Below are 23,854 nucleotides of genomic sequence, written 5' to 3' on the forward strand. Positions count from 1 at the left end.
TGTCTTTTTTGGTGGCATAAATGGCGATTTGGGGCTTTGGCGGGAACCGATCTTCCGTCGTCCCAGGACGGAGGGCCGTCCGATATGCGCCGCCCGCCTTGCCCGCTCGGGCCCGCTCGGCCGCCTGAGCGTGGGAAACGCGGCACGCCACGAGACGTTCTGCGGATTCCACCGCCGCCGCTCCAGCGCCTGGCTCCGTCCTTACTGCTCGTTCCGTCGCCTTGGACATCGTGATTCCTGAGGCGTTGGTACGGGCGGTGAAGGTAAGCGGACCGTTCTCAGCAGGAGGACGAAATGGACGATCGGCAAACGACGCACGAGCTGTTGAACGAGAACGACGTCGTCGCCCTGCTGCTCCGCCAGCATGGCGAGATCGCCGAGCATTTCGAGGAGGTGGAGCGCGCCACCGGCCCCGAGCGGCGCGATGCGTTCCATCGCCTCGTCCGGTTGCTGGCCGTCCACGAGACCGCCGAGGAGGAGATCGTCCATCCGTACGTCCGGCTCAAGCTCCAGGACGGCGACACGGTGGTGGGCAAGCGTCTCAAAGAGGAAAGGCAGGGCAAGCTGCTGCTCGCCCACCTCGAAGGGCTGGGCACCGACCATCCCGACTTCCCGAGGAACCTGCGGGCGCTGCGGGCGACGGTGACCGCGCACACCCGTGCGGAGGAACGCGACGAGTTCCCGCTGCTCCGTGCGCATACGAACGCGGCCGAGCGCCGAGCCCTGGCGGCCGGGGTGAGGGCCGCCCAGGCCATGGCGCCCACGCACCCTCATCCAGGAGTCGAGTCGGCCACCCGTAACGTGCTGCTCGGCCCGCCGGCCGCCATCGTCGACCGCACGCGCGACGCAATCAGGAAGGCCATGGGCGGGCAGGCCTAGCCGCCCGCGGCCACGGCGGCCACCTCCGGCCTCAGCGTCCGCCGCCGGACGCGCGGGACGCCGGACGGGCGTCGGCGGGGATCCGCACGGAGATCTCCCCGCCCAGCCGGGCGTCCGACGCCAGCTCCAGGTCGTCCCCGCTCCAGAATCGTCCGGGGTCGTACCAGTTGGGGTGGCGCCCGGCGGGGAGCAGTCCCATGTCCTGGTAGGTCGCGGCGACCACTTCCGCGCAGTAGGCGGTCTCCAGGGCGGCCTGCTCGCCGCCCCTACGGATCGAGGGCACCCGGCCGCGCAGCCAGCGGCCGGCGAGCCGGGCCGTGGACGGGAACGGCGTGCCGTCGAGGCGCGCGACCGTACGCAGCAGCGCGTCCTCCATCTCGCGCGTGACCGGCCGGTCGAGCTGCCGGAGCCACGCCCGCTGCCCGTATCTGGTGGCCCAGACCACGACCGCGTCGCGCAGGTCGTGCAGTTGGACCCCGCGCTGATGGGTGCCCGACCACAGGTCGGGCAGGGACCGGCCGAGCTCGGCATGCCACATCAGCGGCGGAAGGTCGTCGATGACGACGGACATGCCGACGTGGTTGACAGGGCTGTTCGTCGTCATCTGGATGGCCCGGTCGGGCACCGTGCGCCCGCGGAACAGCCAGACATCGCCGGTGCGTGTCAGGTCGAGTGCCTCATCGAGGCTGATGCTTACACCAGACATCCCAGTAGCCTAGGGACATGCGCTGGTGGAAGATACTCGGACTGGCAGGCTTCGCGGGCGTCGCCGCGACAGGTGTCGTGATCGCCCGGGCGGAGCGGCGCCGCCGCGCGTACACTCCCGAGGAGGTCCGGTCGCGGCTGCGCGACCGCCTCGCCGAGGCGTCGGCCGCGGGCCCGCAGCCGGTGACCACGCCACCGGCGGCCGCCGACCCGACGCGCGGTCCCCTCGCCCGGCGGATCCCGGAGCGGCTCAGGGCCCTGCTCCCCGCCAGGACAGAGCGGACAAAAGCTGCACCTCTCCGCAAATGGTAGCGACCGTGGCCTTACAGCAGATCGCCTCGGCGAGGTCAAGGGCCCGCGCACCCGCAAGAGCGCGGCGGTGGCCGTGCGGCGCCGTTCGAGTCGGTGGCCGTCACGCCAACCTCCGGAGGCTACTGACGCCCGGTGTGACGCCGTCCGAGTCGGTGGCCGACACGCCAACCTCCGGAGGCTACTGACGCCCGGTGGGTCGGGTGGGGAACCGCCGAGTAGATGGAGGAATCGCCACTGATGTCGCGATCTTTCCAGAACGGCAACGCTGACTTACCATTGCGGAGCATCTGGAGCCGAGGCGACGTGGGGCGGCGAGGGATGTGCCTGCTGGGGCACACGCGGGCAATTTGCCTGCCGAGATGACGAGCTTTGTGGGGCGCCGGGACGAGACCGCCCACATCGTCCGGATGCTGGAGGAGTCGCGCCTGGTCACGCTGACAGGCGTGGGCGGGGTCGGTAAGACACGCCTGGCCCTGCGGGTCGCGCGTAACCTCCAGGCGCGCTTCCCCGGCGGCGTGTGGTTCGTCGAGCTGTCGTCACTGCGGGAGCCGGAGTTGCTCGGTCACGCCGTCTGCTCCGTGCTGCGGCTGGCCCAGCAGGCCGGGCGCTCGCAGATGGCGGTGCTCGAGGAGTTCCTCAGCGGGCGGCGCTCGCTGATCGTGCTGGACACCTTCGAGCACCTGGTGGACGGGTGCGCCGCGATGGTCGGCACGTTGCTGCGGGCCGTGCCCGATCTGCGCATCGTGGTCACCAGCAGGAGCATGCTCGGCCTGGACGGTGAGTCCTGCTTCCAGGTCGAGCCGCTTCCCGTCGAGGGCCGCTACCGCTCGGCGGGGCCCTCCACCGGCCGTCCGGCCGAGGTGGGTGACGAGCGGCCGGCAGTGGTGGGCGACGGTCGTCCGGTCATGGTGGGTGACGAGCGGCCGGCAGTGGTGGGCGACGGCCGTGCCGCCGGGCGGTCCACGAGCGTGGGGCCCGTGCAGGAGGGCGCGGTCGCGCTGTTCGCCGAACGGGCGGCCTCGCTCGTTCCGGGATTCGTCCCGACACCGGAGATCGCGCTGCTGTGCCAGCGGCTCGACGGTATCCCGCTGGCGATCGAGCTGGCGGCGGTACGGCTGCGCACGCTGTCGGTCGAGCAGATCATGGGCCGCATCGACCACCGTTTCGACCTGCTGTGGAGCGAGAACCTCGCGGGACTGCCCCGCCACCAGACGATGCGCACGGCGATCGGCTGGAGCCACGAGCTTTGCGAGCCGCTGGAACGCCTCCTCTGGGCCCGGCTCTCCGTCTTCGCCGGCGACTTCGACCTCGAAGCGGCGCAGGCGATCTGCGCCGACCCGGACATGAACGTCGAGACCGGCCTGCACCGCGCGCAGGTCGAGGACCTGCTGATCGCGCTGGTGGAGAAGTCGATCGTGCGGCGCGACGACACCGGCAAGGCGATCCGCTTCCGCATGCTGGACACGGTCAGGGAGTACGGCATCGAGTGGCTGCGCGAGCTGGGGCAGTACGCGTCGGCGCGGCGCCGCCACCGTGACTACTACCTGGACCTGGCCAGGCGGTTCGACCACGAGTGGTTCGGGCCCGGCCAGGTCGCGTGGTACGTGCGGATGAACCGCGAGTTTCCGAACCTCCGCTCCGTGCTCGATCTCTGCCTCTCCGGCCCCGATCCGGCCGAGCACGCCGTAGGTCTGGAGATGGCCGGTCGGCTCGCCTACTTCTGGATGGCGTGCGGTTTCATCGCCGAGGGCCGTCACTACCTCCAGCGGGCCCTGTCCCTGTGCCACATCCCCGGCACGAGCCTGTCCCGGGCCCTGTGGGCGTGCGCGTGGCTGACCGACTTCCAGGGGGACCTGGACGAGGCGAACGACCTGGCCACCGAGTGCCTGTCACAGGCGTTCGCCCAGAACGACGGCGCGTCCACCGGGTGGGGGATCGTCTGCTGTGCGAACACGGGTCTGCGCTGGGGCTACGTCTCCGAGGCGCTGGCCATGTACGAACGCGCGCGGGGGACGCACGAGGAGGGCGGCGACCGCGGCGCCGGGCTCGCGTACGCGCTGGCGGGCCAGGCGTACGTACTGACCCGGCTGGGCAGGCAGGAGGAGGCCCTGTCGTGCCTGCGGCAGCAGGCGTCGTTGTGCGGTTCGTGGGGGGACGTCTGGCTGCAGTCCACCGGAGACTGGGTACGCAGCATCATCGAGCTCGACCGTGGCGACTTCTTCTCGGCCGACCGGTTCGCCCGCACATCCTTGCGCGCCAAGTACCTGCTGCACGACAGCGCCGGCATGGCCGTGGCGCTGGTGAGCCTGTCGTGCGCGGCGGCGGGGCTCGGGGAGATGGTGCGCGCGGCGCGGCTGCTCGGCATCGGCGACCTCGTCGAGCAGGGCTCCGGACTGCTTCTCGCCGGGCCGTACTCGGACGGCCTCCGCGAGGAGACCAAGTCGCGGGCCAGGGCGGTCCTCGGTGACCAGGCTTTCGAGGCGGCGTTCGGCCGCGGGCGCGCACTCGGCATCGAAGGCTCGCTCGCGTACGCGCTCATCGAGGACGACCCCGAATTGGGCTGTTGACATTAATGCCATAAATGACATTATTCAGCCATGCGTCAGGAAGCCGAGCGGCTGCTGCAGATCCCCGATGACTTCGAACGCTTCCGCGCCGCCACACGTTTGCTGGTGGATCTCGACGATCTCATCCTGGAGATCTCGCGTATCAGGAACGAGAGCGCCTCCCGGATGCAGATCAGCTCGATCACCCCGCCCGCGCGCTCGGACGAGGCCCTGCCGGACGATGCCCGGGCGGTGCTGGAGTGCATCAGGCGGACCGGCACCCAGCGTTTCCGGCGGCGCGACGTGTTCCGCCGTCTCGCCCGCCACTTCAAGACCGTCGCCGCCATGGTGCCCGCGCTGGACCTGCTGGAGACGGCCGGTTACATCCGCAAGGTCGAGCCGAACACCGAGCCGGGCCAGCCGGGACGGCGGCGCTCGCCGGAGTACGAAGTCCGGCTTTAGACCTCCTCCGGGTCCCGCTCGTGCGCCGCGGAGCGTGCGTGCCCGGGCCTGCCATTCAGGGTCGCGAGGCGGATACTGGAACGAGAGCCGGGTTCCGGGGAGGCGCTGATGGCGATCGAGTCGATCAATCCCACGACGGGTGAGACCCTGAGGACCTTCGAGCCGCTCGACGAGAGCCGGCTGGAGGAGCGGCTGGCGACGGCGGCCAGGGTGTTCGGGAGCTACCGGACCACCGACGTCAAGCAGCGGGCCGAGTGGATGCTGGGCGCCGCCGCGCTTCTGGAGACCGAGCAGGAGCACCTCGCCCGGCTCATGACCGTCGAGATGGGCAAGACGCTGGCCTCCGCGCGGGCGGAGGTGGCCAAGTGCGTCCGGGGGATGCGGTTCTACGCCGAGCGCGCCGGGGAGTTCCTGGCGGACGAGCCCGCCGATCCCGCCGCCGTCGGCGCCCGGCAGGCGTACGTGCGGTACCAGCCGCTGGGTCCGGTGCTCGCGATCATGCCGTGGAACTTCCCCTGCTGGCAGGTGATCCGGTTCGCGGCGCCCGCGCTGATGGCCGGCAACGTCGGGTTGCTCAAGCACGCCTCGAACGTGCCGCAGGTCGCGCTGTACCTGGGCGACCTGTTCACCCGCGCGGGATTCCCCGAAGGCTGCTTCCAGACCCTGCTCATCGGCTCGGACCAGGTCGAACGCGTGCTCCGCGACGATCGGGTGGTCGCGGTCACCCTCACCGGCTCGGAGGACGCGGGCCGCTCGGTCGCGTCCATCGCGGGGAGCGAGGTCAAGAAGACCGTGCTGGAGCTCGGCGGCTCCGACCCCTACATCGTCATGCCGTCCGCCGACCTCGCGGAGGCGGTGGCGACCGCGGTGACCGCGCGCGTGCAGAACAACGGCCAGTCCTGCATCGCCGCCAAGCGGTTCATCGTCCACACCGGCGTCTACGACGAATTCCTCGACGGCTTCGTGTCACAGGTGCTGTCGCTGCGGCTGGGCGACCCCATCGACGAGGACACCGACGTCGGGCCGCTGGCCACCCAGCAGGGGCGGGACGACCTGGAGCGGCTGGTCGCCGACGCGGTCGGCAGGGGCGCCCGGGTGCTGTGCGGCGGGGTGACCCCGTCCCGGACCGGCTGGTTCTTCGAGCCGACCGTCATCACCGACGTCACCCCCGAGATGAGGATGTTCAACGAAGAGGTGTTCGGGCCTGTGGCGCAGGTGTACCGGGTGGCCGGCATCGACGAGGCGATAGCGCTGGCCAACATCACCACGTTCGGACTCGGGGCCGGTGCCTGGACCACCGACCCGGTGGAACGCGATCGCTTCGTCGACGAGCTGGAGGCCGGCGCGGTGACGGTGAACGGCATGGTCGCCTCCCATCCGGAGCTGCCGTTCGGCGGCATCAAGCGATCGGGGTACGGCCGGGAGCTGTCCGCGAACGGCATCCGGGAGTTCTGCAACGTCAAGACCGTCTGGATCGGCTGACCCGCCCGCCGGATGATCTAATGCCGGATGGAGCGAGCGAAGGGCGGTTTCCGGATGAGGGTCTTCGGCGGCAATGGTGGTGGGACGGCCGGCGCGTGGCCCGGCCGTGAGCGCGTGGGCGGCTCCGCCGCCGGGTGGCCGGCGTGAACGGCGGGCTCGTACTGGGCCGTACGGCCGTGGTGACCGGCGCGGCGCAGGGCATCGGGCTGGCGATCGCCCGCATCCTGTACGAGCACGGGGCGAACGTCGTGGTGACCGATCAGGACGCGGCGCTGGCCGTGACGGCCGCCGAAGGGCTGGGCGGCGGGGAGTCGGTGTCCTCGCTCGGATGCGACGTCACCGACGAGGAGGCGGTCACGGCCGCCGTCGGCCACGCCGTCGACCGTTTCGGCCGCCTGGACATCCTGGTCAACAACGCGGGGATCACCAGGGACGCCACGATGGGCAAGATGACCGTCGCCGACTTCGAGGCGGTCGTCGACGTCCACCTGAAAGGGACGTGGCTGGGGGTGCGGGCGGCGGCCGAGGTGATGCGCCAGGCCAGGTCCGGTTCGATCATCAACATCTCCTCGCTGTCCGGAAAGTCGGGAAATTTCGGGCAGACGAACTACAGCGCGGCCAAGGCCGGCATCGTCGGGCTCACCAAGGCCGCGGCGAAGGAGCTCGCGGGTCGTGGCGTCCGGGTCAACGCCGTGCAACCCGGTCTCATCCGCACGGCGATGACGGCGGCCATGCCGCCCGACGTCTTCGCCGCCCGGGAGGCCGACATCCCGATGAAGCGGGCGGGAGAGCCGTACGAGGTGGCGGGCGCCGTGCTGTTCCTGGCTTCCGATCTGTCGAGCTACATGACCGGCACGGTCCTGGAGGTCGGCGGCGGCCGGATGATGTAGGCGCCAGGACCTCAGGGAGCCGGGATCGCCTCGGGCGCCGCCGGGTCGGGCGGCGCGCCCTTGCCCGGCGGAGGGGCCACGGCGCCTGCCTCACGCCCCTCCGGCATGACCGCCACCTGGTCCAAGAGTGCCGTCTGGTCCAGGACGGGCGAAGCGGCCGCCGGTTCGAGGAGGGCCGACATCGCCGGCGGTTCCAAGGGAGAGGGCGCGGCCGGCGGTTCCAGGACGGACGATGTGGCCGGTTCCACGGCGGCGGGCGCGTGGCCCAGGGCGCTTTCGACGGTGTCATAGGTGTCGAAGGCGTCGCGCAGCCCCGTGATGGTCAGCACGCGCAGCAGCGTGCCATGTACGCCGCTGACCATGAGTGCGTGACGTGACCTCTGGCTGCGCCGCAGGGCGGCGATCAGCTCGCTCAGGCCCACCGAGTCACAGAAGACCACCTCGGCGAGATCGAGGACAATGGTGGAGATACCCGGTTTCTCCCAGACACCGCTCAACTCGGTCCGCAGGATCGAGGTGGAACGGTAGTCCAGTTCCCCTTGCACCTGGACGACGAGCGCGCTTCCGCGTACGACGGATGAGACGCTGAGCCCCGTCTGCGGATCGGCCCCGTACTTCATGATCACTCCTTCGGCCTGCAAGGTTCAGGGCAGGCATGACTCCCTTCCTACCAGTTCTGGGAGGGACTAACGCCGCGCGCCCGTACAGAAGGGGGACGCGACACCCGAATCCGGGCGGTGAATTGGATGCTGGTATACGGGTTTGGCATGGTTCGACCGGTCGGATAGGTGGTGAAGGGAATTAGGCGCCTTCACGGCGTCCAAGGGCCGCTACCGAGGGCGACGGCGGGCGAGCGCGATGCCGACGCCCGTGCCGAGGAGGATCACCACGGCGCCCCCCGCCGCGAGGGTCGTGGCGCCGATCGCGCTCCCGCCTTCCGGATGGCGTGGCGAGCCGACCGGTTCGAGGAGGGTGGGGGACGCCTCGACGGCGTCGCCAGAACCGCTCGTGCCGCTGTCTGCGGGGCCGCTCTCCTCCTCGGCGCGGCTCGCCGCGAAGACGACGTCGGAACAGGAGTAATAGGTATCCGGGGTGTCGGAGTTCTGCCAGATCGTGTAGATCAGGTGGCGGCCGGTCCTGCCAGACGGCAGCGTGCCCCTCATCCTGTACGCGCCCCCGGAGAGCTTGGGGTCGGTGACCTTGAGGAAAGGCTTCGGCTCCAGATCGGACCACGTCAGCGGCCGGGTCGGGGTGTACCCGTCCTTGGTGACGTACATCCGGAACGTGCCCTTGTGCGGAATCGTCGCCCGGTACCTGAAGGCGAACCTGGCACCGGCGGGCAGCGTCGTCGCGGGCCAGTCTCCACGCGGCAGGTCAAGGCCCCGGAACCGGGACAGCCCGGCGCTGCACAGCCTGCCGTCGGGGATGATCTCCCGATCGCGCCCCGCGACGCCGGGCACCCTGAGCGTGTCCCAGGCGTCCAGCGCGTTGGCGGCGCTCTTCGCGACAGCGGCCCGGCATGCTCTGGTCGTGGCGGCCTCACCCCCTTCGGGCCCACAGGCGGCGGCCCTGCTGAGGGGATTCTCCAGCGCGCCGTGCGCTCGCGCTTCGGCCAGCGGGGCTGCGAGCGGCAGATGGGCCAGGCCGAACGCGGCGACGGTCAGGGCGACCTTGCGCGAGCGGATCACGCGGCAGACCTCCTCGGCGACACCGGAGCGGGGACGTTCCGCTCCGTCTTCAGGCGTGGTCCACCATGCCGCCTGCGCCCTCAGGCGCGGGGGCACCCCACCGCGGGCACGACCGTAGCAGTGCCATGTCCGCAAGACGGCTCGAAACCCACCGAACTCACCTCGTCGACCCGGTGCCATGTCCACTACGGCAGGCCGGGGTGGATCATCGTCACGCCCGGCGTGCCCATCGTGGCCATGGTCGCCAGGGCTTCGGAGGTCTCCCCGAGGCCGATCGTGCGGCTGATGAGCAGTTCCGGCCGGAGCGCGCCGGCCGCGATCATCTCCAGCATGGGTGGGTAGGCGTGCGCGGCCATGCCATGACTGCCCAGGATCTCCAGTTCCAGCCCGATGACCCTGTCCATCGGGACGGCCGGATGCCCGGCGACCCGGGGGAGCAGGCCGACCTGTACGTGCCGTCCACGCCGCCGGAGGCTCTCGATCGCGGCGCCGCACGTGGTGGCGCTGCCGAGGGCGTCGACGGTGAGGTGGGCGCCCCCGCCGGTGAGCTCACGGACACGCCCGGACCCGGCGGCGTCCGGCGACTCCACCTGCCCGGCCCACCCCGTGCCGGTCGTCTCGCCGGCGAGTACGGTGGCGGCGGCCCCGAACCGGGTGGCCAGGTCCAGCGCGGCGGGGGAGACGTCGACGGCGACGACCCGCGCCCCGCACGCGGCGGCGATCATCACCGCCGACAGGCCGACACCGCCGCATCCGTAGACCGCGATCCACTCACCGGCCCTGACACGACCCTGGGAGACCACCGCGCGGAAGGCGGTGGCGAAACGGCATCCGAGGCCGGCCGCGGTCGCGTACGGCATGGGGTCCGGCAGGCGTACCAGGTTGACGTCGGCGTTCTCGATGGCGACGTACTCCGCGAACGATCCCCAGTGGGTGAATCCGGGCTGGGTCTGGTTCTCGCAGACCTGCCCGTCGCCCGACGCGCATGCCGGGCAGCGCCCGCACGCGCAGATGAAGGGGGTCGTGACGCGATCCCCGGCCCGCCACCTGGTCACCTCGGCGCCGACCGCCTCGACGACGCCGGCCAGCTCATGCCCCGGCACATGCGGGAACGTCCGGATGTCGGGGTCGTGCCCCATCCAGCCGTGCCAGTCGCTGCGGCACAGTCCGGACGCCTCCACCCGGATCACGGCACCCGCACGCGGCGGTGCGGGGTCGGCCACCTGGCGAACCTCCGGCCGCTCGCCGAACCCGTCATACTGCACCGCACGCACCGGCCGGCTCCCTTCTCCGTCCACCGGTCTCCACGACCGGAGGAGATCTCCATCGAATCCGCGTCACCGGGCAAGGGTGCCCACCGGTCTCCAGGACCGCACGGGGCCCAACGACCTCCACCGCCGGGCAGGACGATTGTCCCCTCCCGGACATCCCGGTCGGTCATTCCCCCCGGTTCGGTCCGTGCCGAACACCCTGTACCAGCCGAAATCCCGCGTGCTGATCTTCCGCCGGGAGACCTGACCGGCTCGCAACCGATGATCGCGCTGATTATCCGGCGCCGCTCCTGGGGAGGGACGCCTTCAGTACGGGCCCGTCGGGACCGGTACGTCCATCACCGCCGCACCCGGGTTGAGAGGAAGCCGCGATGGCGATCAGGTCCGCCGAAGGAGCAGGTGGGGCGCGGGATCTCGCGCTGCCCGGCATCGTGCTCGGCGTGGGGCTGGGCGGGTTCGTCGACGGCATCGCGCTGCACCAGGTGCTCCAGTGGCACCACATGCTGAGCAGCACGGACAGCGACCACATCGGGGTGAGGTACTACTCGCCCGGCACCGTCCCGGGTCTGCAGATGAACACGATGTGGGACGGCTTCTTCCACGTCTTCACCTGGCTGGCCGTGCTCCTCGGCCTCGGCCTGCTGTACTCACGGGTCACCCACTCGCGCGGGACGATCTGGACGTCCCGCGTGCTGTGGGGGTGGGGCCTGGTCGGATGGGGGCTGTTCAACCTCGTCGAGGGGATCATCGACCACCACATCCTGGCCATCCACCACGTGCGCACCGATGCGTACCAGACGTGGTGGGACATCGGGTTCCTCGTCCTTGGCGCCCTGCTGGTCGCCGGCGGGTGGCTGTTGCAGCGGAGCGGGACCGTCGTAGACCTGTGCCGGGACCGCTCGCACTCCTCCCCGGCGCCGTGACGATGCACGTTCACGGCGGAGGGCCGGCGGGACAGGCGGTGGTGGTGGTCGCCGTCGTCCTGCTCGTGGGCGGCTACGCCCTGCCGGCCGCGCGGCGGCGCCGGGAGGCCAGGGGCTGGAGCCACTGGCGGACGGCGAGTTTCGTGGCGGGCGGGGCGCTCCTGCTCGCGGGCTCGCTGCCGCCCGTCGCCCCCTTCGCCGAGCACGACTTCCGCGGGCACATGCTGCAGCATCTTCTCCTCGGCATGCTGGCACCGACGGCCCTGGTGCTCGGCGCCCCGGTGACGCTCGTCCTGCGGTCGGCGTCGCGCCGCGGGCGCCGCGCCGTCGCGGCGGTGCTGCGGAGCCGCGCCCTCCACGCCGTCGCCAACCCGTGGACGGCGCTGGCGCTCAACGTGGGGGGCATGGCGGCCCTGTACCTCACCCCGCTGTACCGGGTGACGGCCGGCCATCCGGGGCTCCATCACCTGGTCCACGTGCACTTCGTGCTCGCGGGTTACCTGTTCGCCTGGGTGGTGGCGGGGCCGGATCCCGCGCCGCGCCGGCCGTCGGTGCCGCGACGGCTGTTCGTGCTCGGCGTGGCGATCGCGGCGCACGCCACGCTCTCCCAGCTCATGTACGCCGGACTCCTCGTCGACGTCCCGGTGCCCGTCCCGCAGCGCCAGGGCGCCGCCGAGATCATGTACTACGGCGGGGACGTCGCCGAGTTGCTGCTCGCCCTGGCGATGGTGAGCGTGTGGCGCCCCGCCAGGCGACCGGCCCTTCGCGGTCAGCCCTCGTCGTCCACCGGCGGATCCGGGATCCGCCAGCCGGCGATGAGGTGGGGCAGGATCAGGTGGGTGGTCACGGCGGCCATCAGGAACAGGGCGATCGCCGCCGACGGCACCCGCATGACGTGGTCGTCGCCCGACGGCAGGAAGTAGACCACGACCGTGGCGGCCAGGAGCATCATCGCCGTACCGCGATGGGCGAGGGCGTAGACGTGGCGCCGCTCGGCGAGCTGGCGCTCGTCCAGCTTGGTCTCGGCCATGCCCACCACGCCGTCGGAGGCGACGATGAGCACCGAGAACACCCATGCGTAGACGATGATGCCGGCGCCCGTCAGCGCGAACGTCGTCCACATCGCGACGGAGCTCGGGGCGAGGAACCAGCACACGATCGAGCTGATCCACAGGGTCGCGAGCGCCGCCGCCCCAAGGACGACCGTGCTCTGACGGCCCCGCCGGGTGCCGTACCAGATCAACGGCACGCCGCGCCTGGCCCGTTCGATGCGGTTCTGATCAAGCTCGGTCATGGGTCACCTCACTGCCAAGTCGGGGGAAGGGTTTGAGGGAGAAGACGATCTCCATCGGCACGCCGAAGTACTCGGCTATGCGCAGGGCCAGGAACAGGCTGGGGCTGTACTCACCGCGCTCGAGGTAGCCGATGGTCTGGTAGTGGACGCCCAGCGCGGCCGCCAGGTCCTTGCGGGAGACCCCGCGCTCCACCCTGAGCATCGAGATGCGGTTGAACACCTCGTCATCGGACATCGCGACGCTCTGATGTCATCTGCACAGTACTCATGCTGACTAATGTAGTACATGTACTACATCTAATCTAGTGTCTACGACGAATCGCGTGTGAGCGGGCCGGGTTGTGTGACGTCGGCCACGGCAGCCGTTTTTGACCGACTCAAGAGCTTTAGTTGGGGATAAAACGGATAGGGGTGAACGACCGAGACCGCCATAGGAGGGAGCCGTCCTCATGACGGACGTGTCGAGCACCGGACCGGAGCCCAATGACGAGCGACCGGTGCTGACGAACCGGCAGGGCCATCCGGTCTACGACAACCAGAACCAGCGAACGGTGGGCGCCCGTGGCCCGGCGACGCTGGAGAACTATCAATTCCTTGAGAAGATCAGCCATTTCGACCGCGAGCGCATCCCCGAGCGTGTCGTGCACGCGCGTGGGATCACGACGTACGGCTACTTCGAGGCGACCGGGTCTATCGGCGACGAACCGATCAGCCGCTACACCCGGGCCAAGCTGTTCAGCGAGCCCGGCAAGCGGACCGATGTCGCCGTCCGCTTCTCCACCGTGATCGGTGGCAGGGACTCCTCCGAGGCCGCCCGCGACCCCAGAGGCTTCGCGGTGAAGTTCTACACCGAGGACGGCAACTGGGACCTGGTGGGGAACAACCTCGCGGTGTTCTTCATCCGGGACGCCATCAAGTTCCCCGACGTCATCCACGCGCTCAAGCCGGATCCCGTGACGTTCCGCCAGGAGCCGAACCGGATCTTCGATTTCATGTCGCAGACTCCCGAGAGCATGCACATGATCACCAACCTGTTCAGTCCGCGGGGCATCCCCGCCGACTACCGCCACATGCAGGGGTTCGGCGTCAACACCTACAAGTGGGTCAACCAGCGCGGCGAGACCCACCTGGTCAAGTACCACTGGATGCCCAAGCAGGGCGTCAAGAGCATGACGGCCGCCGAGGCGGCCCAGGTGCAGGCCCTCGACCTCGGGCACGCCACCAAGGACCTCCAGGACGCGATCGACCGCGGCGACTACCCCGAGTGGGAGCTGCTGGTGCAGATCATGACCGACGAGGAGCACCCCGAGCTGGAGTTCGACCCGCTGGACGACACCAAGGTGTGGCCGGAGGACCGGTTCCCCGCACTGTCGGTCGGGCGCATGGTGCTGAACAGCAACGTCCGGAACTTCTTCGCGGAGAACGAGCAGATCGCGTTCGGGACCGGCGTGCTGGTCGACGGGCTGGACTTCTCCGACGACAAGATGCTCGTGGGCCGCACCTTCTCCTACAGCGACACCCAGCGCTACAGGGTCGGGCCCAACTACCTGCAGCTACAGGTGAACTCGGCCAAGAACGCCGAGGTGCGCACCAACCAGCGTGACGGGCAGATGACCTATCACGTCGACGGCCAGGGAGAGAACCCGCACGTCAACTACGAGCCCTCGATCACCGGCGGGCTGCGCGAGGCGCAGTATCCCTCCCATGACGAGCAGGGCCCGGTCATCGGCGGACGGGTCACGCGCAAGCGCATCCCACGCACCAACGACTACAAGCAGGCGGGCCAGCGCTACCTGCTGATGGAGCAGTGGGAGCGCGACGACCTGGTGCTCAACTTCACCACGATGCTCGCGGACTGCGACCGGCCCATCCAGGAGCGGATGGTCTGGCACTTCCTCATGGTCGAGGACGACCTGGGGCTGCGCGTCGGCGCCGGCCTCGGCATCGGTCCCGAGGACGTCGCGCACCTGGAGCCGCTGGCGAGCCAGGACCTTACCGAGGAGGACAAGGAACGGCTGTCCAACCTCGGCAAGAACGGCAACCGGGACGTGACGGGTCTGAAGATGACCCACTGCGTCCCCAACGAAAGGTTCGTACCCTAACTCCTGACCCCGGCCGGCAGGTGACGGGAGAGGAACTCGACGGCGAGGCGCCATCCGGCCTCCTCCGCCGCCGGGTGGTGGAACCGGGGCGCCTCGAAGTTGTGGAAGGCGTGCCCGGCCGCCTCCTGGACATGGACCTCCATCCCGTCCCGGCCCGCCGCGGCCTCCTGCACCCGGGTCACCTGGTCGCGGGGAATGTAGGGATCCTGCCCGCCGAACTGGAACTGGATCGGGGCGGCGATCTGGTCCATCAGGCCGAGGGAGTCCGGGACGGCGGAGCCGTAGAAGGACACCACGGCCGCCGGATCGGCCTGGGCCGCCAGCGCGTAGGCGAGGGAGCCGCCGAGACAGAAGCCGAGGACACCCGTCCCGCCGCTCACCTCCGGCAGCCGGGAAAGCGTGTCCAGGGCGGCTGCGGAGTCCGCCACGCCCGTCTCGAAGTCGAACCGCGCGGCCAGGTCCAGCGACCGGGTCAGCCCCTCATCGTCGTGGTCGGCCGCCCAATTGGGCTGGAGGCGCCAGAACAGGTCGGGCGCGCCCACGACGTACCCCCGTCCGGCCAGGTCCTCGGCGACCTTGCGGATGTACGGGCCGACGCCGAAGATCTCCTGGAGCACGAGCAGCCCGGGGCCGCTCCCCTGGTCGGGAACCCACAGGTGCATGTCGAACCCGCCGTCCGCGACGGTGATGGTCTCCCTGCGTGAGCGCACGTCTTCCTCCTTCGCCTGCCGACGATCTCTTCCCTGGCAGCACGGTATCGCCGGCGAGCCACTTCTTTCCTCCCTTCCTCCAGGTGCGCGGCCGCCACCGCCCGAAGCCCCACAGCCCGCGTACGACCGGTGTCGCGGCGTGTTTGCCGTCAGCGCGTCGGGGCAGCCGCCGTCGAGGAAGCGACAGTGCGGCGACCAGAAGACGGTGGCATGGCCATGAAGAACCACGATGTCCGGCGCTCCGCAGATTCTGATCACGCGAGCGCGGCGGCGCCCGAAGGGCCGCTCCAGCTTTCCAAGCGGTCGTGGTGGTCGGTGCTCAAGCGCACCGTGAAGGAGTTCCAGGAGGACAAGGTCACCGACTGGGCCGCGGCCCTGACCTACTACTCGGTCCTGTCCATGTTCCCGGCCCTTCTGGCCGCCGTCTCGCTGCTCGGCCTGTTCGGCAAGAAGGCCACCCAGCCGCTCATCGACAACCTCGGCGCCCTCGCCCCCGGGCCCGCCCGGCAGATCCTCGACAGCGTGCTGACCTCCCTGCAGAGCAACCAGGGTGCCGCGGGCATCGCCACCGCGATGGGCATCGGCGTCGCGCTGTGGTCGGCGTCAGGGTACGTCGGGGCGTTCATGCGCGCCGCGAACGTCATGTACGAGATGCCGGAGGGCCGGCCCATCTGGAAGACGGTGCCGTTGCGCCTGGCCATCACCACCGTGCTGGTCATCATGATGGCGGTCGGCGCGGTCGCCGTCGTGTTCACCGGCTCGGTGGCCAGCGAGGCCGGGAAGCTGCTGGGGATCGGCGACACGACGCTGACGGTGTGGGGGATCGCCAAGTGGCCGGCCCTGGTCATCATCGTGATCGTGGTGCTGGCCCTGCTCTACTGGGCGGCGCCCAATGTGGCGCACCCCGGGTTCCGTTGGGTCACGCCGGGCAGCATGCTCGCCGTCGTGCTGTGGATCATCGCGTCCGTCGCCTTCGGGTTCTACGTGGCCAACTTCGCCTCGTACAGCAAGACCTACGCCGCGCTCGCCGGTGTCATCATCTTCCTGGTCTGGCTGTGGATCACCAACATCGCCGTGCTCCTCGGAGTCGAGTTCGACGCCGAGCTGGCCCGGGGACGTGCCATCGAGGCGGGCAGCCCGCCCGACCAGGAGCCGTACGTCGAACCCCGGGACACCCGGAAGATCGACGATGACTAGCCTGCGGGCTCGGCGGGGTCCTCCTCGCCGGCGGCGGCCCGGCGCAACAGGGGCGAGATGCGGTGGCTGACCAGCGTGCGCATCGCCAGCGCCGTGGTCGTACGCTCCACGCCGGGGGTGGCGAGTATCCGCCCGGCGACCCGGTAGAGGTCGTCGGCGTCCTTGGCGGCGACCCGCACCAGCAGGTCCGCGTCCCCTCCGCTGATGCCGAGGACCTCGATGACCTCGGGAATGGCGGCGAGGCCGTCGGAGACGGCCGCGAGCGTGTGCTGGTCGACCCGTACGGTGATGTACGCCGTCAGGCGGTATCCGAGGACGCCGGGATCCAGGCTCCGCTCGAAGCCCGCCAGCACCCCACGCTCCTCCAGCTTGGCCAGCCTGGCCTGCACCGTGTTGCGGGACAGGCCGACCTGCTCCGCGAGTGCCAGCACGGTCGCCCTGGGGTTGTCGATCAAGGCGAGCAGCAGGCGTGCGTCGACCCGGTCGAGCGCCCCCGAGCTGCGCATACTGCCTCCCCTTCCTGGGGTCACCCTTACAAAACCGTGCATGTAGCTTACTTAATCGTGACGCGCTTGCGCACTCTCGCCCATGCTAGTCAGCATGTCTCAGCAAACTGCTCAACGGAGCGATGGCTGATGTGCGCTGGAGAGGCGAGTATCCGATGAACCCCAAGGCGGACCCGGCCACCTCCCCCGCCCTGCCCAGCGGCCCCGATGACCTGGACGTCCTTCGCGAGATCGAGCAGCGGGTGCTGTGGCTGTCGACCGCCATGATCGACCACGCCAACCGTGTCCGCCCCAACCCCACGGGGCTCAAGGTCGGCGGTCACCAGGCGTCCAGCGCCTCCATCGTGTCGATCATGACATCCCTGTGGTTCGGGACACTCACCGCCGACGACCGGGTGTCGGTGAAACCGCACGCGTCGCCGGTGCTGCACGCCATCAACCACCTGCTCGGCGAGCTCGACGAGTCGTATCTCACCACGCTGCGCGAGTTCGGCGGCCTGCAGAGCTACCCGAGCCGCACCAAGGACCCCGACCCGGCCGACTACTCCACCGGCTCGGTCGGCATCGGCGCCACCGCCCCGATCTGGGGCGCGCTGGCCCGCCGCTACGTCGAGGCGCACTTCGGCGGGGCGGGCGCCGGGCGGCAGTACTCGCTCCTCGGCGACGCCGAGCTGGACGAGGGGGCCTGCTGGGAAGCCATCCTCGACCCCCAGGTGGCGGAGCTGGGCGAGGTCGTGTGGATCGTCGACTTCAACCGCCAGTCGCTCGACCGTGTGGTGCCCAACATGGGCGGCACCCGGTTGCAGGGCATGTTCGCCGCCGCGGGGTGGCAGGTGCTCACGGTGAAGTACGGCAGGCTCCTGGAGGACCTGTTCGCGCGGCGGGGCGGGGAGGTGCTCCGCGCGCGCATCGACGGCATGTCCAACCCCGAGTACCAGCGCCTGCTGCGCTGCGGCCCGGAGGAGCTCCGCGCCCGCCTCATCGGCACCGGCACCGGCACCGACGGGCACACCCCCGGCAGCCACATCTCCGGCACCGACGGGCACACCTCGGGCACCGACGGGCGCACCCCGGGTACCGGCGGGCGCACCTCGGGTACCGGCGGGCACACCTCGGGCACCGGCGGGCACACCTCGGGCACGGGAGGGGACGCCGAGACGATCGCCGGGCTGCTCGCCGACGTCGATGACGCGACGCTGCACGCCGCCATCCGCAACCTCGGCGGGCACGACCTGTCCGCCCTCAAGCAGGCGTACGAGGCCATCGACGACACCCGCCCCACGGTCATCTTCGCCTACACGGTGAAGGGCTACGGGCTCGCCACGGAGGGCCACCCCCAGAACCACTCCTCCCTGCTGACCGCCGACCAGCTGCGCGCGCTCGCCGTACAGGTCGGAGCCGACCCGGAGCGGCCGTGGGCGCCGCTCGCGGAGGGCGGCAGGGCCGCGCGGCACTGCGCGGACACCGCGTCGCGGCTGCGCCGGACGCCCCGCCAGGTGCAGGAGGCCGGCGACGTGCCCGCCGACTTCGGGCGCACCCCGCACGGCACCGCCACGACGCAGGCGGCGCTCGGACGCACGCTGTTCGACCTCACCCGCCAGGCTCCCGGCGTCGGTGCCCGCGTGGTGACCGTCAGCCCGGACGTCAGCTCCAGCACCAACCTGGGCGGTTGGCTCAACAAGGTGGGCGTCTTCGCCACCTCCGAGCGACGCAACTGGTTCGACGACGACGCCGAGACGATCCTGCACTGGCGCGAGCGGCCCACCGGCCAGCACATCGAGCTCGGGATCGCCGAGACCAACCTCGTGGGGCTGCTCGGCGAGCTCGGCGCCACCTGGTCCCGCTGGGGGCAGCCCTTGCTGCCGATCGGCGTGCTGTACGACCCGTTCGTGGAGCGCGCCCTGGAACCCTGGTCCTTCGGCATCTACGCCGGTGGCCAGTCCATCCTGGTGGGCACGCCGTCCGGGGTGAGCCTCGGGCCGGAAGGCGGCGCCCACCAGTCGATCAAGACGCCGTCCATCGGGATCGAGCAGCCCGGCTGCACCGGCTACGAGCCCGCGTTCGCCATCGACCTGGAGTGGTGCCTGCTGGCCGCCCTGGCGCGGCTCGGCAGGCCCGATGGCAGGTCGGCCTACCTCCGCCTCTCCACCCGTCCCGTGGACCAGTCCCTCGCCAACGTCCCGGCCGACCCCGCGGCCCGTGAGCTGCGACGGCGCCAGGCCGTCGCGGGCGCGTACGCGATCAGGCGTCACGAGCGACCCGCCGTCACGATCGCCGCGATGGGCGCGGTCATGACCGAGGCGCTCGCCGCCGCCGACCGTCTCGGCGGGCTCGGCATCGGCGCCGACGTGATCTGCCTGACCAGCCCCGGGCTGCTGTTCGAGGCCATGCGCGGCCGCGGCGGTCACGGCGACGCGCCCACCTGGATCCTGGACAGCGTCTTCCCCTCGCAGCGCGCCACGCCGATCGTCACGGTCGTGGACGGCCACCCGCACACCCTGGCCTTCCTCGCCGGCATCCACCAGGTGCCGGGCACCCACCTCGGCGTCACGACGTTCGGCCAGTCGGGGAGCCTCGACGACGTGTACCGGTACCACGGGCTCGACACCGACAGCATCGTCGCGGCCGGGCTGGACCTGGTCGACTGATCCGTGGAATGCGTCGGGGGCGAGGTTCCGGAGGCCGGTGAGGCGCGCCCGGAGGCGTGGGTGAGCGGTAGCGTGCGTGTATGACGGGCATATCCCGGCAGGCACGGCAGTGGCGGATCCGGCGCGAGTTCACCATCCTCAAATGGGCGGCGGCCGTCGGGTTCGGCGTCTTCGCCGTCATCGTCGCCGGTGACACACGCGGGATGCTTCTGTGCGCGGCCGCCGCCGTGCTGCTCGGCGGGTTCGCCCTCCGCGACGTGCTGGCACCGGTGCGGCTCGCGGCCGACGACCAGGGGCTCACGATGGTGACCGGGCTCGCGCACCGCGAGCGGGTGTTCTGGCCGGAGGTCACCCACATCCGGGTCGCGCGGAACGCCCGGTACGGGCTGCGCTGGGAACTGCTGGAGATCGAGACCGACGAGACACTGCATATCTTCTCGTCGTACGAGCTGGGGACCTCTTGTACCGAGGCGGCCGAGGAGCTGTTCAGGCTCAGGCCGGCCTGAGGCACGGATCAGTTCGGGGTCAGGCCGCTGCGGGCGCGGAGGCGGCCGAGCGTCCGGTCGCCCGGTCCTGGGTGGTCGAGACGTCCTCCACCAGCCGAGAAAGCGCTCTCTCCAATTCGGCGGCTGAGCCGGGCCGTGATCGACATAACCCGGCGTCACGACCCCTGGTAGGGAGCGATTTGGGGCCTGGTTTCCTTATCTTGGTCATCTTTGAAGGCGTGAGAGCGCTCTAGCGTAGCTCTTGACTCCGGGCTCGCACAGGGTCAAGATCTGCCCAGTGCGGCTGCGGGGGGCCGCCGTGACCCTCGCAGAGCTTCGAGAACGGACGCTTCATGACCAGACCTCCTGCCCGATCAGGTCCACGCCGCGCCGCCTCGGCGGTGCTGGCAGGCCTGGCGCTCCTGGCCACGGGCGCCATCGCGATCCCGGGCGCGGGCGCCGAGTCCGCGAAGGGCGGCAAGCAACCCGTGATCGGGGCTCCCGCCAGAGACGGCCACGGCTGCGCGCGCATAGAGAGGACCCTGCCGACGCTCGCCGACTGGCCGAAGGTCGACAGCCGGATCAAGCGGAATCCCGCCGACGAGAAGCGGATCGCGAAGATCGTCGCCGGTATGACCCTGGCCGAGAAGGTCGGGCAGATGACGCAGCCGGAGATCGCCGCCATCACCCCCGAAGAGGTCAAGCAGTACTACATCGGCTCGGTGCTCAACGGCGGCGGCTCCTGGCCAGGCCGCGACAAGCACGCGGCCCCGAAGGCCTGGCTCGACCTCGCCGACGCCTACTGGCAGGCGTCGGTCGGCACACGGACGAAGATTCCGATCATCTGGGGCATCGACGCCGTCCACGGCAACAACAACGTCTACGGCGCCACGCTCTTCCCGCACAACATCGGCCTGGGCGCCGCGCACGACCCCTGCCTCGTCCGCGACATCGGCGCCGCCACCGCCGCGCAGATCCGCGCGACCGGCCAGGACTGGGCCTTCGCGCCCACGCTCGCCGTCGTGCGCGACGACCGGTGGGGCCGCACCTACGAGGGCTTCTCCGAGGACCCCCGCATCACCCGGGCCTTCGGCTACGAGGCCGTGAGAGGGCTGCAGGGCGGAAGCGCGCACAGGCTCGGCCAGAAGGGCGTCATCGCGACCGCCAAGCACTTCATCGGTGACGGCGGCACCATCAAGGGCGTGGACCAGGGGGTCAACCCCTCGTCCGAGGCCGAGATGATCAACATCCACGGCCAGGGGTACTACGGCGCGCTCGCAGCGGGAGCCCAGACCGTGATGGCGTCCTTCAACAGCTGGACCAACGCCGACCTCGGCATCAACGAGGGCAAGCTCCACGGCAGCAAGCTCGCCCTCACCGACATCCTCAAGCAGAAGATGGGCTTCGACGGCGTCGTGGTCTCCGACTGGAACGGCATCGGCCAGGTGGCCGGATGCAGCAACTCCAGTTGCGCGAGGGCCGTCAACGCCGGCATCGACGTCGTGATGGTGCCCAACGACTGGAAGGCGTTCATCACCAACACCATCGCGCAGGTCGAGGCCGGCGAGATCCCGATGGCGCGCGTCGACGACGCGGTGAAGCGCATCCTCCGCGTCAAGCTGCGCGCCGGGGTGTTCGACGCTCCCAAGCCGTCCGCTCGTCCCCTCGCCGGGTCGGCGAGCGCGCTCCAGACCCGGGCGCTCGCCCGGGAGGCCGTGCGCGAGTCGCAGGTGCTGCTCAAGAACAACGGCAAGGTCCTGCCGCTCGCCGCCGACTCCAAGGTGCTCGTGGTAGGCAAGAGCGCCGACAGCATGCAGAACCAGACCGGTGGCTGGACGCTCAGCTGGCAGGGCACCGGCAACACCAACGCCGACTTCCCCAACGGCACGACCATCCTCGGCGGCCTCCAGGAGGCGCTGGGCACGGCCGACGTCACCTTCAGCGAGACGGCCGACGGTGTCGACCCCGCCGCCTACGACGCGGTCATCGCCGTCATCGGCGAGACGCCGTACGCCGAGGGCGTGGGCGACCTCGGACGGCGCTCGCTGGAAGCGGCCAAGCTCTACCCCGGCGACCTCGCCGTACTCGACAAGGTCCGCGGCAAGGGCGCGCCCGTGGTTACCGTGTACGTCACCGGCCGCCCGCTCTACGTCAACAAGGAGCTCAACCGCTCTGACGCGTTCGTCGTCGCGTGGCTCCCGGGCACCGAGGGCGGCGGTGTCGCCGACCTGCTCATCAGGAAGTCGCACCGGAGCGAGGGCTACACCGGCAAGCTGTCGTACTCCTGGCCGAAGAGCGCCTGCCAGACCCCGCTCAACCCGGGCACCGAGGGCTACGACCCGCTCTTCCCGCTCGGCTACGGCCTGCGTTACGGGCAGACCGGCTCGGTGGGCACGCTCGACGAGACCTCGCCGGAGGCCGGCTGCGGCACGTCCGGCGGCGGTGGCACCGCCACCGAGGATCTCGAGATCTTCAACCGGACCGACATCGCGCCGTACAAGAGCTTCATCGGCTCCCCTGAGAACTGGGGCGGCACCGAGATCGGCGTCGACGGCCAGGCGGCGCACTCGGAGATCAACGTGGTGCAGTCGGACGTCAACGTGCAGCAGGACGGACTCAAGGCGACCTGGACCGGCACTGGACCCGGGCAGATCTACATGCAGGACCCGGCGGGCGGCAGCGACCTGCGAGGCTACCTGAACGCCGACGCCGCCCTGGTCTTCGACACGATCGTCCACCAGCCTCCGGCCGCGCGGACCGTCATCAGCGTCCACTGCGTCTACCCCTGCTTCTCCGAGGTGGTCGCGACCTCGCTGTTCCAGGGGATGCCGACCGGGACCAAGACGACGGTCAAGATCCCGATCTCCTGCTTCGCCGCCACCGGCCTGGACCTTGAGGTGATCAACACACCGTTCCTCGTGTACACCGAGGCGGCCTTCTCCGCATCGTTCGCCAACGTCCGCTGGGTCCCCCAAGCCGCCAAGGACCCCGACGCCCGAACCTGCGCCAGCCTCACCTGACCTCACCTTCGTCCCCATCACCCCGCCCATGCCCGTTCTTACGGGGGTGGGCGGGGTGAGCTTTGCCTTGTGCTGGGTGTGGTGAGGGTCCCTCCCGGCACCCGTTTGATCGGGGCACCCATTTGATTCCCACCCGAGTCAGGATCTGGCGCGAAAGGCCGGAGTAATGGCGTTCCGGGAAGGTCGCAGGCCGTGGCGTACCGGCGAGTGTCGGTCACAGGGTCCGTCACGGGCTTGCCTTGCGGGTACGTCACTGCCGTTCCTTCCGTGGTAGGCCCCGGTCTGGGTGGGAAGCAACCGGGTTCCCTGATCAAATGGGTGCCGGGTGGGGCTCCAATACATTGGTAGTTGCTCGGCTTTTTGAATTCGAGTGTTGTTCCTAGGTAGGCGTGCCCCTGGTGGTGATGGTTCCGGGTGTGTTTGGGTGGTGGAATGTAGGTCACGGCCCGCCTCCGGGTACGTCCCATTCCGACCTTACGGGTACGTCCCGGTCGGCCTTGCGGGTCCGTCCCGGGCTTGCCTTGCGGGTACGTCACTGCCGATTCCTTGCGTGGTAGGCCCCGGTCTGGGTGGGAAGCAACCGGGTTCCCTGATCAAATGGGTGCCGGGTGGGCCCCAATAACATTGAGCACCTGCCATTCCCACATCCTCGATAGGTAGCAGGCGATCGCCGCGCCCGAAAAGCGGAAGGCCGCCAGGTCGACCTTCCCCTGACCACATCCTTGAACAGCCAG

The 23,854-nt window shown here is 70.2% G+C and carries 20 protein-coding genes; 13 read left to right on the plus strand and 7 right to left on the minus strand.

The window, feature by feature from the left end; genetic code table 11:
* The first annotated feature begins 294 nt into the window (after positions 1 to 294).
* Entirely contained in the window at positions 295 to 879 is a 585-nt protein-coding gene (locus ABD810_RS18975; RefSeq protein WP_344941549.1) for a hemerythrin domain-containing protein, read from the plus strand.
* A gap of 31 nt (positions 880 to 910) precedes the next feature.
* Here ABD810_RS18975 and ABD810_RS18980 read toward each other — a convergent pair whose 3' ends face one another.
* Positions 911 to 1,585 (minus strand): hypothetical protein, encoded by a 675-nt coding sequence (locus ABD810_RS18980; protein ID WP_344941552.1) that lies wholly within the window; start codon positions 1,583 to 1,585, stop codon positions 911 to 913.
* A gap of 17 nt (positions 1,586 to 1,602) precedes the next feature.
* On the opposite strand from ABD810_RS18980, the gene ABD810_RS18985 reads away from it, so the two are divergent.
* The 5 genes from ABD810_RS18985 to fabG all read left to right on the plus strand — a co-directional run bounded on the left by ABD810_RS18985 (position 1,603) and on the right by fabG (position 7,276).
* The gene (locus tag ABD810_RS18985; RefSeq protein ID WP_344941554.1) at positions 1,603 to 1,896 is read left to right on the plus strand and encodes a hypothetical protein; all 294 of its coding nucleotides are present in this window, start codon (positions 1,603 to 1,605) and stop codon (positions 1,894 to 1,896) included.
* A 359-nt stretch (positions 1,897 to 2,255) separates the two neighbouring features.
* On the plus strand, positions 2,256 to 4,463 hold the full coding sequence (locus ABD810_RS18990; protein WP_344941557.1) for an ATP-binding protein: 2,208 nt from the start codon (positions 2,256 to 2,258) through the stop codon (positions 4,461 to 4,463).
* A 30-nt stretch (positions 4,464 to 4,493) separates the two neighbouring features.
* Complete coding sequence (locus tag ABD810_RS18995) at positions 4,494 to 4,904, plus strand: hypothetical protein (RefSeq protein WP_344941560.1); 411 nt, start codon at positions 4,494 to 4,496, stop codon at positions 4,902 to 4,904.
* Between the two features lie 108 nt (positions 4,905 to 5,012).
* Complete coding sequence (locus tag ABD810_RS19000; RefSeq protein ID WP_344941562.1) at positions 5,013 to 6,386, plus strand: NADP-dependent succinic semialdehyde dehydrogenase; 1,374 nt, start codon at positions 5,013 to 5,015, stop codon at positions 6,384 to 6,386.
* A 143-nt stretch (positions 6,387 to 6,529) separates the two neighbouring features.
* Entirely contained in the window at positions 6,530 to 7,276 is a 747-nt protein-coding gene (fabG, locus tag ABD810_RS19005) for a 3-oxoacyl-ACP reductase FabG (protein ID WP_344941565.1), read from the plus strand.
* Positions 7,277 to 7,287: 11 nt separating this feature from the next.
* Here fabG and ABD810_RS19010 read toward each other — a convergent pair whose 3' ends face one another.
* The 3 genes from ABD810_RS19010 to ABD810_RS19020 all read right to left on the minus strand — a co-directional run bounded on the left by ABD810_RS19010 (position 7,288) and on the right by ABD810_RS19020 (position 10,238).
* The gene (locus ABD810_RS19010; protein WP_344941568.1) at positions 7,288 to 7,896 is read right to left on the minus strand and encodes an STAS domain-containing protein; all 609 of its coding nucleotides are present in this window, start codon (positions 7,894 to 7,896) and stop codon (positions 7,288 to 7,290) included.
* A gap of 210 nt (positions 7,897 to 8,106) precedes the next feature.
* A complete protein-coding gene (locus tag ABD810_RS19015) occupies positions 8,107 to 8,964 on the minus strand; it encodes a lytic polysaccharide monooxygenase auxiliary activity family 9 protein (protein WP_344941571.1) in 858 nt (285 codons plus the stop codon).
* Between the two features lie 185 nt (positions 8,965 to 9,149).
* Positions 9,150 to 10,238: a zinc-dependent alcohol dehydrogenase family protein gene (locus tag ABD810_RS19020; RefSeq protein ID WP_344941575.1), complete on the minus strand. Its 1,089-nt coding sequence runs from the start codon at positions 10,236 to 10,238 to the stop codon at positions 9,150 to 9,152.
* A 368-nt stretch (positions 10,239 to 10,606) separates the two neighbouring features.
* On the opposite strand from ABD810_RS19020, the gene ABD810_RS19025 reads away from it, so the two are divergent.
* Entirely contained in the window at positions 10,607 to 11,158 is a 552-nt protein-coding gene (locus ABD810_RS19025; protein WP_344941577.1) for a DUF2243 domain-containing protein, read from the plus strand.
* A 2-nt stretch (positions 11,159 to 11,160) separates the two neighbouring features.
* Positions 11,161 to 12,081: a cytochrome c oxidase assembly protein gene (locus tag ABD810_RS19030; protein WP_344942001.1), complete on the plus strand. Its 921-nt coding sequence runs from the start codon at positions 11,161 to 11,163 to the stop codon at positions 12,079 to 12,081.
* 357 nt (positions 12,082 to 12,438) lie between these two features.
* Here ABD810_RS19030 and ABD810_RS19035 read toward each other — a convergent pair whose 3' ends face one another.
* Positions 12,439 to 12,687 (minus strand): helix-turn-helix transcriptional regulator, encoded by a 249-nt coding sequence (locus ABD810_RS19035; RefSeq protein ID WP_344941580.1) that lies wholly within the window; start codon positions 12,685 to 12,687, stop codon positions 12,439 to 12,441.
* Between the two features lie 214 nt (positions 12,688 to 12,901).
* On the opposite strand from ABD810_RS19035, the gene ABD810_RS19040 reads away from it, so the two are divergent.
* On the plus strand, positions 12,902 to 14,554 hold the full coding sequence (locus ABD810_RS19040) for a catalase (protein ID WP_344941583.1): 1,653 nt from the start codon (positions 12,902 to 12,904) through the stop codon (positions 14,552 to 14,554).
* On the opposite strand, the gene ABD810_RS19045 is transcribed toward ABD810_RS19040, so the two are convergent.
* Entirely contained in the window at positions 14,551 to 15,264 is a 714-nt protein-coding gene (locus tag ABD810_RS19045; protein WP_344941586.1) for a dienelactone hydrolase family protein, read from the minus strand. The two genes, ABD810_RS19040 and ABD810_RS19045, sit on opposite strands and share 4 nt — an antisense overlap.
* 186 nt (positions 15,265 to 15,450) lie before the next feature.
* Here ABD810_RS19045 and ABD810_RS19050 point away from each other — a divergent pair, with 186 nt between their 5' ends.
* Entirely contained in the window at positions 15,451 to 16,461 is a 1,011-nt protein-coding gene (locus ABD810_RS19050) for a YihY/virulence factor BrkB family protein (protein ID WP_344941589.1), read from the plus strand.
* On the opposite strand, the gene ABD810_RS19055 is transcribed toward ABD810_RS19050, so the two are convergent.
* On the minus strand, positions 16,458 to 16,967 hold the full coding sequence (locus tag ABD810_RS19055; RefSeq protein ID WP_344941592.1) for an Lrp/AsnC family transcriptional regulator: 510 nt from the start codon (positions 16,965 to 16,967) through the stop codon (positions 16,458 to 16,460). The two genes, ABD810_RS19050 and ABD810_RS19055, sit on opposite strands and share 4 nt — an antisense overlap.
* A 155-nt stretch (positions 16,968 to 17,122) precedes the next feature.
* On the opposite strand from ABD810_RS19055, the gene ABD810_RS19060 reads away from it, so the two are divergent.
* The 3 genes from ABD810_RS19060 (at position 17,123) to ABD810_RS19070 (ending at position 23,120) form a co-directional block, all read left to right on the plus strand.
* Entirely contained in the window at positions 17,123 to 19,615 is a 2,493-nt protein-coding gene (locus tag ABD810_RS19060) for a transketolase-like TK C-terminal-containing protein (RefSeq protein ID WP_344941595.1), read from the plus strand.
* 80 nt (positions 19,616 to 19,695) lie between these two features.
* Entirely contained in the window at positions 19,696 to 20,121 is a 426-nt protein-coding gene (locus tag ABD810_RS19065) for a PH domain-containing protein (RefSeq protein WP_344941597.1), read from the plus strand.
* A gap of 332 nt (positions 20,122 to 20,453) precedes the next feature.
* Entirely contained in the window at positions 20,454 to 23,120 is a 2,667-nt protein-coding gene (locus ABD810_RS19070; protein WP_344941599.1) for a glycoside hydrolase family 3 N-terminal domain-containing protein, read from the plus strand.
* The last annotated feature ends 734 nt before the right edge of the window (positions 23,121 to 23,854 follow it).

It is taken from the genome of Sphaerisporangium flaviroseum, from assembly GCF_039537005.1.
Taxonomy (GTDB): domain Bacteria; phylum Actinomycetota; class Actinomycetes; order Streptosporangiales; family Streptosporangiaceae; genus Sphaerisporangium; species Sphaerisporangium flaviroseum.